Genomic DNA, 15725 nt, shown 5'->3' on the forward strand with positions numbered 1-15725 from the left:
TCACGTCACCGATCGCCCGCCGGCTCCCCGGCCGCCTCCCCTCGCCGCAGCGCGCATGCCGCGAGGATGCACAGCGCCGGCGTCACGACCATGTGATACCGGTCCTCGCCGAAGAACACGGCGTGCGTCAGCGCCACCGACGCGACCGCGAACGCGAGGTAGCCGACGACGCCCCCGTTCGCGGGCCGGCCCGGCAGCGGCAGCGCCGCGATCAGCGGGATCACCACCGCGAGCGGCCAGAACGCGTGCACATCGCCGAGCACCCCCCACGCGACGAGCCCGAGCACCGCCGCGAGCGCGAGGAGCTGCGCGACGAGCTCCCGCCGCTGCCTCCGCCGCGGCATCGCCACGACCCCGAGCGCCGCGGCGGACAGCAGGCCGAGGTGCGACGCCGTGAGCACCCGGCGCCCCGCCGCGCGCCGCTCCTCGGGCCACGCCGCAGGGTTCGCCTCGCCGAGATAGCCGATCGGGAACGACTCGTGATCGAAGGTGAAGCCCAGCTTCCTCGGGATCAGGGCCAGCCAGCGACCTGGATCATCCTTGATCCACTGAAGCCCCGCGGTCATCCAGCAGCGGTCCTGCGCCACCTGGCCGCGCGCGATCGGGCAGCCGTCTCCCGCGCGCAGCGTCTCGAAGCGGCCCGTCGCGCGCGGGAACGCGCCGATGGCGAGGTTCCAGCCGCCGTTCGTCGAGACGAGCGCGCAGCCGTCCATCACGCGGCAGTTGCGGATCGTCCACGGCGCCACCACGGCGAGGGCCGTCGCGGCCGCGAGCGCCGCCGCCAGCGCGCCGCGTTTCCACGCGGCCGCCCCTCCAGACGCCGTTGCCGCCGCTCCTCCGGACGCCACCCGCTGCGGGGCACGCATGGCCAGCAGCGCGAGCGCCGGCGCGCAGAGCAGGCTCTGGGGCCGCACGAGCGCCGAGAGCCCGAGCGCCACGCCCGCGAGGACCGCGCCGCGGGCCGGGCGGCCGCGCGCGGCGTCGCGCGCGAGCAGCCAGGGCGCCGTCACCAGGCCGAGCGCCGCGAGCGGCTCCGTCATGAGGAGCGCCGCATAGACGATGAGCCCCGGCGAGAGCGCCGCGAGGAGCGCCGCCACGCGGGCGCGCCCCGCAGTGGTCGCGTACCGGGCGAGGCGGTGGACCACGACGACGAGCAGCGCGCCGGTCACCGCGTTCGCGACGGTCGCCGCGTGCGGCCCGGCGCCGAACAGCCGGTAGACGAGGGCGAGGAACCCGCTGTAGCCGACCGGATAATGGCACCACGGGTGCCATACCGCCTGGCCCCCGACGATGAGATCGTCCGAGTAGCCGAGCCCGGCGGCGATGCGGCGCGCACCGAAATCGTAGTAATGGCCGTCCCACACGGGCTCGCGCGCCCACGCGATCGCCACGTAGAGCCGCGGCAGCAGCGCGAGCGCGAACGCGAGCGCCGAGAACGCGAGATCCCCGCCGGCGCGTTCTGACGTGCCGCCTCCGATCCGCGCCGCCCCGTTGCTTTCGCGCGACGCCTCAGCCATGCGGCTTGGCGCGCGAGCCGGCGGAGATCTCGCGCAAGCGACGCATGTAGGTCTTCGCCACCTGCGCCGGATCGAGCCGCAGGTACTTGGCAATTTCCTGAACGAATCCCTGTACGTAGACGGTCGCGGGCAGGTCGCCTATCGCCTCGTTCTCGATCGCCTGGAGGTGCGCCAGCGAGATCTTGGTCCGCTGCGAGATGTCGGTGAGCTCGACCCCCTGCGACTCGCGCACCTTGCGGAGCAGCGCGCCGCTGAACTGCGTCTCGGCGTTGATCTCGCGCGCGAGCTCGGCCTGGAGCATGGCCAGCTCGGCCACGGCGGCGGCGTTCTCGGCGCGCACCGGGCCGAGCTGCGTGCGCGGATCGTCCGGGTAGGTCGAGAGATCGTACGCGCGGCGGCGCACCGGATCGAGGAGGGTGTCGTGCGCCTCCTCGATGCGCGCCTGCTCCTTCTGGAGCACCGCGGGGCTCAGCACGCTGACCACGGGCAGGCTCCCCTCCCGGTAGGTGTCGCGCTGGCGCTTGTAGGCGCGCCGGATCTCGTCGTCGGCGGCCGTCCGCGCGAGGCCGAGCGCCTCGTAGAGCGTCGGCGGCGCGGCGCTCTTCGAGGCGGCGGCGAGGGCGCGGGCGTGCGCCTCGGCCGGGCGGGAGTCGCGCGCGGCGAGCAGCGCGAGGATGCGCCGGGCCACGCGCTCGAGGTTGCGCGCGCTCTTCGACGTCGGGCTGTCGATGAGGAGCGGCTGGCGCCGGCGCGCGGTCAGCCACACCGCGTCGTCGTGCTCGATGTGGCCGAGGTAGTCGAGGGAGATGCCGAGGAAGCGCTCCGAGACGGCGCTCATCGCGGGGCCGAGCTCCAGGTCCGAGCGGTGCCGGGTCTGGCTGACCACGAGGTGCGGCTTCACCCGCGGCAGCTGCGCGGCCGCGAGCGACGCGACCCCCTCGTCGAACCGCTTCACCTCCATGATGAAGTCGCGCGGCGTCGCGAGCGCCGGGAGCGACGCGGCCACCTTCTCCACGAGCCGGATCTTGAAGCGCTCCTTCATGAGCGCCCGGCGCAAGGTGCGCTGGTAGAGCGCGCGGCAGAAGCGGTAGGAGTGCTCGACCGCGAGCGGCTCGGGCGTGGTGGCGCAGATGCCGACGTCGGCGTGCAGGAAGAGGTCGAGCGTCGACGATCCGGTCGCCGCGCCGAGGCTGACGATCACGTAGTCGACGTCGAGCTCCTGGATCATCTTCATCCAGTAGGCGGCGCGGCTCGGCCGGTGCGGCGTGGCCGTCATCGGGTCGTACGCGGTCGGGACGAGCCGGAGCCCGGGCACCGTTGTCGCGATCGGCTCGGCCTTGCCCTCCTCGATGTCCTCGCGCGTGACGAGCGGCGGCGCCTCGATCCCCAGCGCGGCGTGCAGCCCCGGGCTGTAAGCGTCGGTGTCGATGATGATCACGTCGCGCCCGAGCTGCGCGAAATACACCCCCAGGTTGACCGCGAGCGTCGCCTTGCCGACGCCCCCGCGGCCGCCCCCCACGGCGATCACGCGGCGGGATCGCGAGCTGGAGAACGAGGTGATCTCGCCCGGCAGGGGGAGATCGTCGTCCGCCGAGCCGGGAGGGAGGGTCGAATAGCGCGGCGGAGGGTAGGACTCACCGGAGCTGGACAAGGTTCCTCTTCGTGCGGCGCGCGGCTGCGCGGGCGGGATGGTGCGGCGGCGAGCGGATGCGAGCGGCCCGCGGCGCGAGTCCCTCCTAGCACGCGCCGCGCGCGGCCATGAGCGCCGCCGTCGCCGGGGCTCCGCGCCGGTTTGCCCGCCCCGCCTGCCGCGGCTCCCGCCGCGCGAGCCGCCTCGACGCGCCCAGGCCGCTGGGCTAGTCGCTCCGCGTGGCTACCGTCCGACCTTTCCGCGCTTACCGACCCCCCCAGGCCCAGGCGGCTCGCGTCGCGAGCCCGCCGTACGACGTCATCTCGACCGCCGAGGCGCGCGTCCTCGCGGCGGGAGGCCTGCACAGCTTCCTCCGCGTCTCCCGCCCCGAGATCGACCTGCCCGAGGGGACGGACGAGCACGACGACGCCGTCTACGCCCGCGGCGCGCAGAACCTCGCCGATCTCATCGCGAGCGGCGACCTCGCGCAGGACCCGGAGCCGCACCTCTACCTCTACGCCCAGAGGATGGGTGATCACCGGCAGATCGGCGTCGTCGGCTGCGCCGCGGTCGCCGAGTACGAGCAGGACATCATCAAGAAGCACGAGAAGACGCGCCCCGACAAGGAGGACGACCGCACCCGCCACATCGAGGAGCTCGGCGCCCACGACGAGCCGGTGTTCCTCACGTACCGCGCCGACGCGGGCATCGACCGCGCCGTCGCGGAGGCCTTGCAGTCGCCGCCCATCTACGATTTCACGACCGCCGACGGCGTCGAGCACAAGCTCTGGGTCCTCGGTCGGGCGGCGACCGCCGACATCGAGGAGCGCTTCCAGGCGATCCCGACGCTCTACGTCGCCGATGGCCACCACCGCAGCGCCGCGGCGGCGCGCGTCCACAGGAAGCTGCGCGGCGACGGCGGCGAGCACGACGTCTTCCTGGCCGTGGTCTTCCCGCACGACCAGATGAACATCATGCCGTACAACCGCGTCGTGCGGGACCTCGCCGGCCGCAGCGCGGAGGCGCTGCTCGCGGCCCTCGGCGAGCGGCTCGACGTCGCGCCGGCGACGGACGGCGCGGCCGCTACCCCGGCCGAGCCGCGGACCTTCGGGCTCTACCTTGGCGGCCGCTGGTACACCGCCAGGGTCCGCCCGGGGTCGTTCGACGCGAAAGACCCGGTGGCCTCGCTCGACTGCTCCATCTGTCAGGACCAGATCCTCGGCCCGATCTTCGGCGTCAGCGACCCTCGCCGGGACAAGCACGTCGATTTCGTCGGCGGCATCCGCGGCGTCGCCGAGCTCGAGCGACGCGTCGACTCGGGCGCGTTCACGATGGCGATCCACCTCCATCCTACGCAGATCGACGAGCTCTTCGCGGTGAGCGACGCAGGGCTGCTCATGCCGCCGAAGAGCACGTGGTTCGAGCCGAAGCTCCGCAGCGGGCTCTTCATTCATACGTTCTGACGAGCGCGCCGCGCCGGGGGTAGACTGCGCCCCATGGCGGACATCAAGCGTGTATCTCCCCAGCAGGCCAAGAAGCTCATCGACGAGGAGGGGTATCTCTACCTCGACGTCCGGAGCGAGCCCGAATATGCGGCCGGGCACCCGAGCGGCGCGCACAACGTGCCGCTCATGCACGCCGGCGCCGGCGGCATGAAGCAGAACCCCGACTTCCTCGATGTGGTCCGCGCCCTCTATCCCACGGACGCGAAGATCATCGTGGGCTGCAAGTCCGGACAGCGCTCGATGCGCGCGGCCGAGGCCATGGTGTCGGCCGGCTACACGGCTGTCATCGAGCAACGCGCCGGCTTCGATGGGCCGCGCGACGCGTTCGGCGCGCTCACCGAGCCGGGGTGGGGGCCGGCCGGGCTGCCCGTCGAGACGGCCACGTCAGGCGGCTCCTACGCCGAGCTCCGCAAGAGCGCTGGCAGGTAATACGTCCGGCGCGCATGGCTCGCGGCGCGGCGCCGAGCGTGTCGTCGCGGCGTCGATCGCGTTGCCGGAGACCGCTCGCTCCGCTAGGAATCCGCGTGCTCCACGGTGCGCGCGTCGCAGTGGTCATCCCCGCGCGGGACGAGGCGCGATGGATCTCCGAGGCGGCGGCGTCGGTCCCCGCCTTTGTCGACCACGTGATCGTCGTGGACGATGCCAGTCGAGACGGCACGGCCGAGATGGCGCGCGCGGTCGGGGACGAGCGCCTCGAGGTGCTCGTCCACCCGGAGTGCCGCGGCGTCGGCGCGGCGATCGTCGCTGGCTACCGGCGCGCTCGCGCGCTCGGCGCCTCGGCCGTCGCGGTCATGGCCGGCGACGGGCAGATGGATCCGCGCGATCTCCCGCGCGTCGTCGCCCCGATCGCCTCGGGCGAAGCCGATTACGTGAAGGGCGATCGGCTGCGCCACCCCGACGTGTGGCGCGTCATGCCTCTCCAGCGGCTCGCCGCGACGGCGGCGCTCGCCGCGCTCACCCGCCGTGCGACGGGGCTCGACGCCCTCTCCGACAGCCAGTGCGGGTACACCGCCATCTCGGCCCGCGCGATCGACGCGCTCGATCTCGACGGCCTCTGGCCCCGCTACGGTTATCCGAACGACTTGCTCGCCGCCCTCGCGGCTCGCCGGCTCCGCGTCTGCGAGGTCAGCGTGCGTCCCGTCTACCGCGGTGAGGCGAGCGGCCTGCGCGCGCGCCACGTGCTCACCATCCTTTTCCTGATCGCCAGGAACGCCATAAGGCAGTCCCTGAGCTGATCAGGAAAATCGCAGAACGCCCGCGCGCGGACGGAACGTGTGAGTCGGAGTCGATCGAATCGACACGAGCCGCTGCGCAAAACGGTCGACAACTCGCTCATTGGTTTTCATAGCAAAGCTGCCTGACGACCTGACTCATCAACTTGGCGCGGAGGGGCTCCAGAGGCGCGAACCCCGCAGCCATGCTTCAACAAGGGGGGTGACGGACGTGGCCATCAGCCGAGCCGCCTGGGCTAGAATCTGGAATCCGGGGAGGTCGCGGACTCTGTCGTTCACGCCTCGGGTCGTGGCCTATGCGTTCGGCATCGAGCTGCCGTACAGCCTGCTTGTCCCGGTCGCTCACCTGCGCCTCCTCGGCGTCGTGGACTCGGCGGTCCAGGCGCGGCTGCTCGGGCTGATCGGGCTCATGTACCTCGTCAAGACGGGAGGGCTGATCGCGCTGCTCGTCCACATGCTGCGCCCGATCGAGCGCCTGCGGCAGTACTCCGTGGCCCATCGCCTCCAGAGCGGCGCGGGCGTCGAGGACACGAGCAGCGGGGGCGCGGCGCCCCCGGAGGAGGTCGTCCTCGCCGCGGCGAACGCCGCCTACGACACCCCGCTCGCGTTCGCGACGGTCTGGGCCGTGTCGTGGGGGCTCCTGTACCTGCCGGTCACGATGGCGCTCTACTTCATCGCGCCGGACCAGAGCCCCCTTGGCGTCCAGCGCGGCGTCGCGCTGGCCCTGTTCGCGCTGGCCCTGTTCGCGGCCGCGCTGCCGCTCGCCTACAGCATCCTCGGCCGCCTGCTCGCCCCCGCCGCCGGCGTGATCTCGCTCATCGCGCGCGAGCGCGGCCTCTCCATGCCCGGCAAGGGCTACTCGCTCGCCGTCCGCCTCGTGATCCTCGGCGCCTGCCTCGCCATCGCGCCGACGAGCTGGATGGCGGCCATGGTGCTCGGCGAGACGGCGGGGCCGGCCAAGCCCGGCCTGAAGCTCACCCTGGCGATCTTCTCGATGGTCGCGGTCACCTGGGCGCCCGTCTGCGCGGGCTTCCTCGCCGGCGCCCTCGCGGGCCCGCTCCAGCAGGTCGCCGCGGTCATCCAGAAGATCGTCCAGCGCGGCGAGGTCGACCGGCTGGAGCGGATCCCGGTCTATTTCAAGGACGAGATCGGCGCGCTGGCGGGCGGCGTCAACGCGATGGTCGATCGCCTGGAGGAGTCGTCCCGGCGCACGCGGAGCTACCTGGCGGAGCGCGAGCGCCTGCTGCAGGACGCGGCGCAGCGCGCGGCGCAGCTCGGGGCCGTGCTGGACAACCTCGTCGAGGGGGTGTTCGCGTGCGACCGCCAGGGCCGGCTGACGATGATCAACGCCTCGGGGCTGAGGCTGCTCGGCCTCTCGGGGCGCTCGGAGCAGGCCGGCCGGATGGTCGAGGAGGTGATGGACCTCGGCCGGATGCGCCACAGCGACGGCCGCGCCTTCACGCGCGACGAGCTGCCCATGGTGCGGGCGCTCGCCGGCGAGACCATCGTGCAGGAAGAGCAGGTGCTCGCGGAGGGCCGCGCGGGCCGCGACGTCTTCCTGCGGACCAGCGCGGCGCCGATCCGCAGCGAGGGCGGGGCGGTCCTCGGCGCGGTCGCGGTCGCCCGCGACGTGACGGAGCTCATGGAGCTCGATCTCGTCAAAGATCAGTTCATCCGGGTCGGCGCGCACGAGCTCAAGACGCCGGTCGCGATCATGAAGGGATACGCGCTCGCGCTCCTGCGCAACTCGAACGATCTGCCGGCGCCGCGCCGCAAGATGCTGGAGGCCATCGACCGCGGCGCGGACAGGATCAACCGCATCGTCGACGATCTCCTGGCCATCTCGCAGGTCACGCTCGACGTGCTCCAGGTCTCCGAGGAGGACGTCGATCTGAAGGAGCTCGTGCAGGAGTCGGTCGATCGCGTCGCGAAGTCGGCGAGCCGCCACCGGGTGCGGCTGTCGCTCGACGCCGAGCGGCCGCCCGTCGTGCGCGCCGATCCGGAGCGGCTGCGCCAGGTGCTCGCGAGCCTCCTCGACAACGCGGTGAAGTACTCGCCCGACGGCGGCGACGTCGACGTGCGCGTCGCCGTCGCCGAGCGCGCGCCGGCGTCGTCGCCGCCGTCCTCCTGCGACGCCGCGCTCTTCTCGCAGCGGCACGGCGCGGCGCCGCGCTTCGAGGCGGTCGTGTCCGTGCGCGACCAGGGCGTCGGCATCCCCGCCCACAGGCAGGAGCGCATCTTCGAGCGCTTCTTCCGCGCGCACACGGACACCCGACACGACTACGGAGGCATGGGGATAGGGCTGTTCCTGGCGAAGGACATGATCACCCGTCACGGCGGCCGTATCTGGTTCGAGAGCGAGGAGGACAGCGGCAGCACGTTTTATTTCACCCTTCCACTCAGCAGCGAGGCCCCCGCGGCCGATCGACGATGAGCGACAGACACGCAAAGACGGTGCTCCTCGTGGAGGACGACGCGGATCTCGTGGCGCTCGTCTCCCTCGTGCTCCAGGAGGACGGCTACCGGGTCAAGATCGCGTGCAACGGTCGCGAGGCGCTGGCCAAGCTGGAGCACGACCTGCCGGATCTCATCCTGCTCGACATGAAGATGCCGGTGATGAACGGCCCGGAGTTCGCGCGCGAGCTCGAGGTCCGGCACGGGCGTCAGGCGCCCATCGTCGTGCTCACCGCGGCGGCGGACGCGCACCGGCGGGCGGCCGAGGTCGGCGCGGACGCGTGGCTCGGCAAGCCGTTCGATCCGGACGCGCTCCTCTCGACGGTGAGGCGTTACACGGGGTGAGCGCGGAGGAGCTGCCGCCGCTCGGCGAGGTCGCGCCGCACCTCGGCCCAGTACCGCGCGGGGAACCGGCGGTGATCGAAGCCGGTCGCGCGGAACACCCGTGTGATGCGGGCATAACGGCGCAGGCTCCACTCCCTCATGATCTGGAGCGAGGGGTGGAGGCCGCGCGCCTCGATGAACGGCGCCGCCCGCGCGTAGAGCGCTGGCATGACCTCATCGAGCCAGTACCGCATCAGGGCCTGGTATCCAGGCGTGTCGACGCACCGTCCGGAGATCACCTGAGCGCGCGTGACCCCGTGGCGCGCGAGCTCCTCCTCGGGCAGGTAGCAGATGCCGCGATCGGCGTCCTCCTGCATGTCCCTCAGGTTGTTGAAGAACTGATCGAGCCGGCCGAACTCCCCGGCAGCGTCCCAGTGCTCCTTCGTCAGGAACGGAACCAGCTGAAAGATATGGCCTGACAGCCGCACGAGCATCGTGTCGTGCTCCTTCAGGGTGCGGATGAGCAGGCTGGGAGCGTGGTAGTCGGCGAGGGCGAGCAAGTAGGCGTCCCAGGCGGCGAGCGAGCGCGGTTGCATCTCGTCCAGGTCGGGACGATCGAGCGCGGGGCGGCGGAGCCACAGCGCGTGGATGGCGGAGAGCTCGCGCGCGAAGGGGCAGCACGGGTCGACGAAGCCGCAGGAACGGACGCGCCTCCACGCCACCATGAAGCGGCTGAATCGCCGCGCGTGCGGCTCGATGCGCTCGTTCTCGGCGAGGCGATCGACGATCCGGATCCAGCGGATGCGATCGAGCCACGCCCGCTTCACGTCGGGCGCGAGGCCGAGCACCCACGCGGCGTTGTCCTCGTCTTTCAGCGCGTCGTCCGACAGGGCGCGATAGTGCGATGAGCCGACGATCGCCGAGATCGGCTGGTAGGGAGTCCGCTCCGATGCCGGTGCGGCAGCGGGCAGGTAGGGCGAGGAGATGTGTTGAGTAGGTTTCACGATGTCGAGTGCCGCACGTTGAACGTGCCTGTCGCCGGTGTCGCCCTGGCTTCGCGCGGTCACTGGCGATTATGGACGTAGCTCACCCTGTTTGCTTTGGGGCGCCTGCGCCGGTGATGGATGGTGGCTCTCTACCGTGTAGAACTTTCCGATCCTCCGAGAGATGCGCGGTGACGCCTGTTCGCCTTCCTTTATGAGGCCTTATCGTCCCCCAGTCGACGCGGAAATTCGTCGTCCAGGGCACGGGCGCCGGAGATAATGCATGGATTCCCTGTGTGTTTTGCCGGTGTGTTGGGAACATGCCGTCAATGATCGTCGGTGTATACCCTGGGTCGGTACATTGTCCAACGGATAACGTCAGTGATGGCCTGACGTCTCGGCCCTCTCTCGCTCCGTCTCGGCGGTAGATCACGTGTTCTAGGCACATGGATTATTCCGGAGTTCCTGGCGGATGGCCTCTGCGCCCCACGTGAGGGCGGGTGAGCGCCGGGGGCCAGCCTCTCTCTCTGCTGCTCGGTCTGCCTCGGTGAGCGGCGCGACGGGAACGCTCCGATTCGCGATCGGACGCGATGCTAGACGCGCTCGTGAGAGGGGGGATTCAGCGGTTGTCATCGCGCCGTGCGTGCTGCGGTGAACGGCCCCGATCTGTGATTGTGACCACGGTCCAAAACGGTCATCCGCGCTCGGCGCGCCGAGCGGCGTCCGCTCCAGACAGAGGAGATCGAGCCGCGTCCCCGCGCATTCATCGTGTTCAGACCTGCAATCGAGAATCTCAGGTTCGAAAGACGTCAGGAGCATCCTTAAGGTCAACTCCATGAATCGAGCAAGGTCGGGCCCTGGCCCGTGTCCTGCTAAACCTGCTAAAGCGGAAGAGCAGAGCGCCCGTGACGGCTTCCCCCCGCCGTCGAATGGGCGCTCTTTTTTTTGTGCTGTTCGTCCGGGACGCGAGGTCCTAGCGCTCGCGCAGCCGGGCCACCCGGTCGCGCCAGTGCTGGAGATCGAGCGCGGAGAAGACCGCTGCGGCGCGCGCGATCTGGCGCTCGCGCTCCGGATCGCGGCGCGGGAGGTGCCGCGCGAGCTCGAAGCGGGCGCGCGCCTCCTCGACGGGCAGGCCGCGCTGCAGGGCGTCGTCGATCGCCGCGGCCCAGAGCCGCCTCGCGCGCGCGTGGCCGCCGGCGAGCCACGCGGCGAGGCCGCGCAGGCGGAGCGAGGTCGAGCGGCCGAGGGGGAAGATGCGCGCGTACCGGCCGAGCGCGCGGCACGCCTCCGCAGAGAGGCGTGAGAGCTCGCGCCGCTCCGCCGGGCCAGGGGCGTCCTCGAGCAGCGCGAGCAGCACCTCGCACGCCGCCGCATAGCCGTACAGGCAGTGGTAGCCCGCCGGTTGTCCCTCGCGGAGCATGGGGAGCGTCCGCTCGGCGGCCGCGCGGGCCTCGCCCTGCGCGCCGCGGAGCAGGTGCCCCAGCGCGACCTGGCCGTGCGTGATCTGCTGCGTGCGGTCGCCGAGCCGCTGCACCTCGGCCGACAGCGCGTCGAAGATGGCGATCGCGCCCTCGCCGTCGCCGAGCAGCAGCCGGCACTGCGCGCGGCCGCTCTCCGCCCAGATGTGGCCCTGCGCGTTGTCGCTCTCGCGCGACGCGATCACCAGCGCGCCGTACAGGTCGAGCGCCTCCCTCCAGCGGCCCTCGGAGTACGCCGCGCCGGCGAGCAGCGTGATGCACTCCTCCTTGCGGCGGCGGTCGTGCAGCGCCTCGGCCAGCCGCTCGGCCTGGGTGAGCAGCGCCCGCGCGTCGCGGCACCGGCCCTCGCCGAGCGCCGTCAGCCCGCGCAGGCACGAGACGAACGCGACGCCTTGCGGGTCGTCCAGCGCCGCGGCGACCGCCGTCGCGCGCGCGGCGTAGGCGTCGACGACGGCCTTCCACGGGACGTACCCGAACGCGACGCTCAGGGTCGCGTACCCGCGCGCGAGCGCGAGCGACGGGCCGAGCCGCGCCGCGGCGTTGGTCGCCGCCAGCGCGGCCAGGAAGGCGAGCGTCGGCTCGTTGCGGAACAGGTAGGTCTCCGACAGCTTCTCCGCCGCGAGCGACGCCTCGGCGAGGCGCTCGCGCTCGGCCGCGTCGCGCGCGACCGGGGCCGGCAGGCCAGCGACGTGCGCGAGCTGCAGGCCGAGCTGCTTCAGCGAGGCCATCGCCGGGCGCAGCCGCTCCCCGAGGCCCGCGCGGCCGCTCGCCGCGCGCTCCCCCGCGCGGAGCCACGCGGCCTCGTCCCGGGAGAGCAGCTCCAGCGCCGCCGCGCAGTGCCGCTCCGCGCCGAGCAGATCGCCGAGGTTGTAGTGGGCCTGGCCGAGCCGCCGCTCCCAGCGCGCGCGCCGGATCGGCGGCGCGCGCTCCTCCGGCGGGTGCGCGCCGTCGAGGTCGAGCGCCCTCTTGTAGAAATCCACCGCGTCGCCGGAGGCGCCCGTCGCGAGGGCCTGGGCGCCCGCCTTGTCGAGGTACTCCAGCGTCTTCTCGACGGCGCCCGCGATTCCATAGTGGTGGGCGAGGAGCGGGTACGACAGCGCGAGGCCCGGCGCGTCGCGGTGGCGCTGCTCGATCGCGCGCGCGGCGGCGGCGTGCAGGGCCCGCCGCTCCGACTCGGGGATGCCCGCGTAGACGATCTCCCGCAGCTTGTCGTGCACGAAGCCGAGCCGCCCCGGCTCCGTCTCCTCGAGCACGTGGCGGCGGGCGAGCTCCGCGAGCGCGTCCATGGCGTCGACCTCGGCGAGGCCCGCGGCGCCGAGCAGCAGGCGCTCCTCGAGCTCGCGGCCCAGCACCGAGGCGAGCCGCGCGAGCGCGAGCGCCTCGCGGCTCAGCCCCGACAGCCGGCGCGCCACGAGCTCGCGCAGCGAGCCCGGCAGCGGCAGCGGCGCGGGCGGCTGGCTCCCGCGCGCGGCGCGGGCGAGCCGCTCTGCAGCGGCGCCCTCGGCGCCCGCGCGGATGCGCCACGCGTAGGCCTCGTCCCGGTAGATCACCCGCTCCTGGATCGCGGCCCGGAGGTACTCGGCGATGAAGAACGGGTTCCCCTCCGACTGCTCGAAGAGGTACTGCACGAACGCCTCCGGCGGCTCGTCCAGGGCGAGCATGTCGCGCACCATCCGCTCGACCGAGCCGCGGTCGAGCCGCCCGAGCTCGAGCCGCGAGGCCCAGGGGGCGCCGAGGAGCGAGGAGAGCGCGGGCGACGTCTCCTCGGTCCGGTACGCGCACAGGAGGACGACGGGATGGGCCGCGAAGTAGTCGGCGTCGAGGTGCTCGAGGACGGCGCGCGAGTTCTCGTCGGCCCACTGGAGGTCGTCGAGCACGAGCAGGACGGGCCGCGCCGCGGCGAACGCGGCGAGCGTGTCGGCGAGCGCGGTCCGCAGCCGGTAGCGCGCCGCGTCCGGCGGCAGCTCGGGCGGCTCGGGGTAGCGGTCGTGGCCGCGGAGCTGGGCGAGCGACGGCTCGTGCGGCGCGAGGACCCTGCCGCGCGGGCCGAGCAGCGCGTCGTAGCCCGCGGGGCCGAGCTCGTTGCACCGGTCGGCCACCGCGAGCAGGAGCGGCCGGAACGGGTGCAGCGGCGCGGCCTTGACCGCGCCCTCGCGCTCGACCTCGGCGGACACGGCCGCGCACGCGCCCGTGACCACGGCCATGCGGTTGAGCGCCGCCTGGTGCGCCGCCTCGACGGCGAGCCGCGTCTTGCCCACGCCGCTCTCGCCGCCGACGACGACGAGGCTGCCCTGGCGCCGCTCGTGGGCGCGCTCGAGCGCCGCGGTGATCTGCTGCAGCGCCTCCCCGCGCCCGGCGAGGCGCGGCCGGTACAGGTACGGCTGCGCGTTCGGCACGCGCACGCGCACGCGCGCCGCGCCGCTCCAGTCGTGCGGCGGGGTGTCGGCCGCGCCGAGCTCGGCGAGGGCGGTCGCGACCTCGTCGGCGTAGCCGAGCCGGTCCTCGGGGCGCTTCTTCAGGAGCCGCGCGATGAGGGCGTCGAGCGCGGGAGGCACGTCGGCGACGAGCTCGGAGGCCGGGAGCGGCTCGGCGTAGAGGTGCATGGACAGCACGACGGAGCTCGAGTCGCCGAGGAACGGGACGCCCCCGGTCACGGCCTCGTAGATCATGCAGCCGAGCGCGTAGAGGTCCGCGCGCGCGTCGACGAGGTCGCCGCGGATCTGCTCGGGGGACATGTAGTCGGGGCTGCCCATCAGCCTGCCGCCCGCCTGGAGCACGTCGCGCCCTGTGTGCCCCTCGAACTGGAAAGCGAGGCCGAAGTCGAAGAGCACCGGCGTGCCGTCCGGGCGGATGAACACGTTGTCCGGCTTGAGATCGCGGTGGACGAGGCCCCGGCCGTGGACGTACGCGAGCGGCCGGCAGATCGCGCGGAGGAGCGTCAGCGCCTGGCGGAGCGCGCCGCCCGCCGCGCGGTGGAACGGGCGCGGCGCGAAGGGCTGGCACGAGCGCGGGATGATCGACGCGGGCGCGATCTCCGCCGTCGCGGTGCTGGCCTGCGCGTTCATGGCCGTGGAGACGCTCACGGTCGGCTCGCTGCTCACGCTCCCGCGGGCGCGCCAGCGCTCCTGGTTGTGATCGCGGAGCGTGCGCCCCTCGATCAGCTCCATCGCGTACCACGGGAGCCCGCCCTGGACCCCCTCGTCGAGCACCCGCACGACGCCCGGGTGCTCGACGCCGCGGAGCGCGTGGATCTCGCGGCGGATGCTGGAGACGAGGCTCTCGTCGCCCACGCAGACGGTCTTCAGCGCCGCGAGCGCGCCCGTGACGCTGTGCTGAGCGCGGTAGACGACCCCCATCCCGCCGCGGCCGAGCGGCGCGAGCACCCGCCACGGCCCGATGGACACCGGGACATCCGGAGGGTGCCTGGCCTGTTGCGAGCTCGGCGTCGTGATCATCGAGGGACCGACGCAGCCTTGGCCCGGGCCTGGATTCGCCCCAGGTGGTAGGTCAAAAGCGGTTTCCCGACATCCACGCTGGAGCTGAGTACATCCACCCGACGGCGCGCGATGATGTCACGGCGCGGCCGACCGTACAACAGGTCTGTGTGGAGGCCAGCTCATCGCACGAACGCCGGGCGGCGGGGCTGCCGCACCGACAGGCGACTACACATGAGGCGGCGGAGCGTGGCTCGCGCGGCGCTCGGGCGGGGACGTCTCGGTTCTCTCGCGGCGCGCGGACCGCCGGGGAGCGCCTGCTTTCCCCGCTTGGTGGATTCGACATCTCCGATGTCTTTGTCCCGTTTCATCGAGCTTCGACCGCGCCGTGCGATCCCATCGTGCACAGCTGAGCTCGCGGTACACGGTTTGCTCCCGGTGCGCTCGCGGCCCGCGCTGGCGGCCGCACTTAGAAAGGGAACCACGAATGAAGCATTCGACTCATCTCGGGGCCTTGTTGACCGTCCTGTTCCTCGCTGCGTGCGGCGGCGAAGGTGCAGATTCCGCCCCGACGGACAGCGCCGTGAGCTCCAAGCAGCTCAGGGATCTGACGGCCGATGACGTCCAATCCGCCTGCGATTCGCTCGCGGCGAGGGTGAAGCTCTCCAAGGAAGATGCCTGTGAGTACCTGGGCCTCGTCGCGTCTCCCGCCGTCGGGCAGCCGTGCGGCACGGTGAAGGACGAGTGCCTCTCCACGGCCGACGAGGCGGCCGCGGAGCAGGACGACCACGCAGCGGATTGCATGCCTCCGACCGAGCACCGGGCCGGCTGCTCCGCCACGGTGGCCGAGTACGAGGTCTGCTTGCTCGCCCAGACGCAGCGGGTCCGGGAGCTCACGTGCGACTCGGCGCTGAGCTCGCTCGAGACGGCTCCTCCGGAGTGTGATGCGGTGGCCCGCAAGTGCCCGCAGATCCTGGACATGGGCGGAGATCAGGGCGCCGAGAGCCCCTGAACACGGCGCCGGGGCGCGGGCGGCCACCGATCATGGGCGATCGATCATCGATCATCGCGCTCGACGTGGACGCACGGCTCGCTGAACGAATCGCCGGTAGGCACGACACGGCCGCTTGGCGGCCGTGAGTGCCATTGTCCTACCTCTGTTTCCCTG

The 15725-nt window shown here is 72.5% G+C and carries 10 protein-coding genes; 6 read left to right on the forward strand and 4 right to left on the reverse strand.

Annotation, left to right across the window (positions count from 1 at the left end):
* Nucleotides 1-5: 5 nt before the first annotated feature.
* Together WME97_RS02280 and WME97_RS02285 are read right to left on the reverse strand one after the other, a co-directional pair.
* The gene (locus tag WME97_RS02280; RefSeq protein ID WP_437549127.1) at nt 6-1517 is read right to left on the reverse strand and encodes an ArnT family glycosyltransferase; all 1512 of its coding nucleotides are present in this window, start codon (nt 1515-1517) and stop codon (nt 6-8) included.
* On the reverse strand, nt 1510-3168 hold the full coding sequence (locus tag WME97_RS02285) for a helix-turn-helix domain-containing protein (RefSeq protein ID WP_437549128.1): 1659 nt from the start codon (nt 3166-3168) through the stop codon (nt 1510-1512). Before WME97_RS02285 ends, WME97_RS02280 begins: the two co-directional genes overlap by 8 nt.
* Nucleotides 3169-3386: 218 nt before the next feature.
* On the opposite strand from WME97_RS02285, the gene WME97_RS02290 reads away from it, so the two are divergent.
* The 5 genes from WME97_RS02290 to WME97_RS02310 all read left to right on the forward strand — a co-directional run bounded on the left by WME97_RS02290 (nt 3387) and on the right by WME97_RS02310 (nt 8683).
* A complete protein-coding gene (locus WME97_RS02290) occupies nt 3387-4610 on the forward strand; it encodes a DUF1015 domain-containing protein (RefSeq protein WP_437549130.1) in 1224 nt (407 codons plus the stop codon).
* Nucleotides 4611-4643: 33 nt separating this feature from the next.
* Nucleotides 4644-5081, forward strand: coding sequence for a rhodanese-like domain-containing protein (locus WME97_RS02295; RefSeq protein ID WP_437549132.1), 438 nt, complete (start codon nt 4644-4646; stop codon nt 5079-5081).
* 95 nt (nt 5082-5176) lie between these two features.
* On the forward strand, nt 5177-5887 hold the full coding sequence (locus WME97_RS02300) for a glycosyltransferase family 2 protein (RefSeq protein ID WP_437549134.1): 711 nt from the start codon (nt 5177-5179) through the stop codon (nt 5885-5887).
* Between the two features lie 208 nt (nt 5888-6095).
* Nucleotides 6096-8318 (forward strand): HAMP domain-containing sensor histidine kinase, encoded by a 2223-nt coding sequence (locus WME97_RS02305; RefSeq protein ID WP_437549136.1) that lies wholly within the window; start codon nt 6096-6098, stop codon nt 8316-8318.
* On the forward strand, nt 8315-8683 hold the full coding sequence (locus WME97_RS02310) for a response regulator (RefSeq protein WP_437549138.1): 369 nt from the start codon (nt 8315-8317) through the stop codon (nt 8681-8683). The genes WME97_RS02305 and WME97_RS02310 overlap by 4 nt, the downstream gene beginning before the upstream one ends.
* Here the strand turns inward: WME97_RS02310 and WME97_RS02315 are convergent.
* Together WME97_RS02315 and WME97_RS02320 are read right to left on the reverse strand one after the other, a co-directional pair.
* The gene (locus WME97_RS02315) at nt 8671-9666 is read right to left on the reverse strand and encodes a squalene/phytoene synthase family protein (RefSeq protein ID WP_437549140.1); all 996 of its coding nucleotides are present in this window, start codon (nt 9664-9666) and stop codon (nt 8671-8673) included. The genes WME97_RS02310 and WME97_RS02315 overlap by 13 nt on opposite strands.
* A gap of 952 nt (nt 9667-10618) precedes the next feature.
* Nucleotides 10619-14578, reverse strand: coding sequence for a serine/threonine-protein kinase (locus tag WME97_RS02320; RefSeq protein WP_437549142.1), 3960 nt, complete (start codon nt 14576-14578; stop codon nt 10619-10621).
* Between the two features lie 466 nt (nt 14579-15044).
* Here WME97_RS02320 and WME97_RS02325 point away from each other — a divergent pair, with 466 nt between their 5' ends.
* Nucleotides 15045-15569, forward strand: coding sequence for a hypothetical protein (locus WME97_RS02325; RefSeq protein ID WP_437549144.1), 525 nt, complete (start codon nt 15045-15047; stop codon nt 15567-15569).
* The last annotated feature ends 156 nt before the right edge of the window (nt 15570-15725 follow it).

The sequence above is a fragment of the Sorangium sp. So ce367 genome (assembly GCF_051520455.1).
Classification (GTDB): domain Bacteria; phylum Myxococcota_A; class Polyangia; order Polyangiales; family Polyangiaceae; genus Sorangium; species Sorangium cellulosum_B.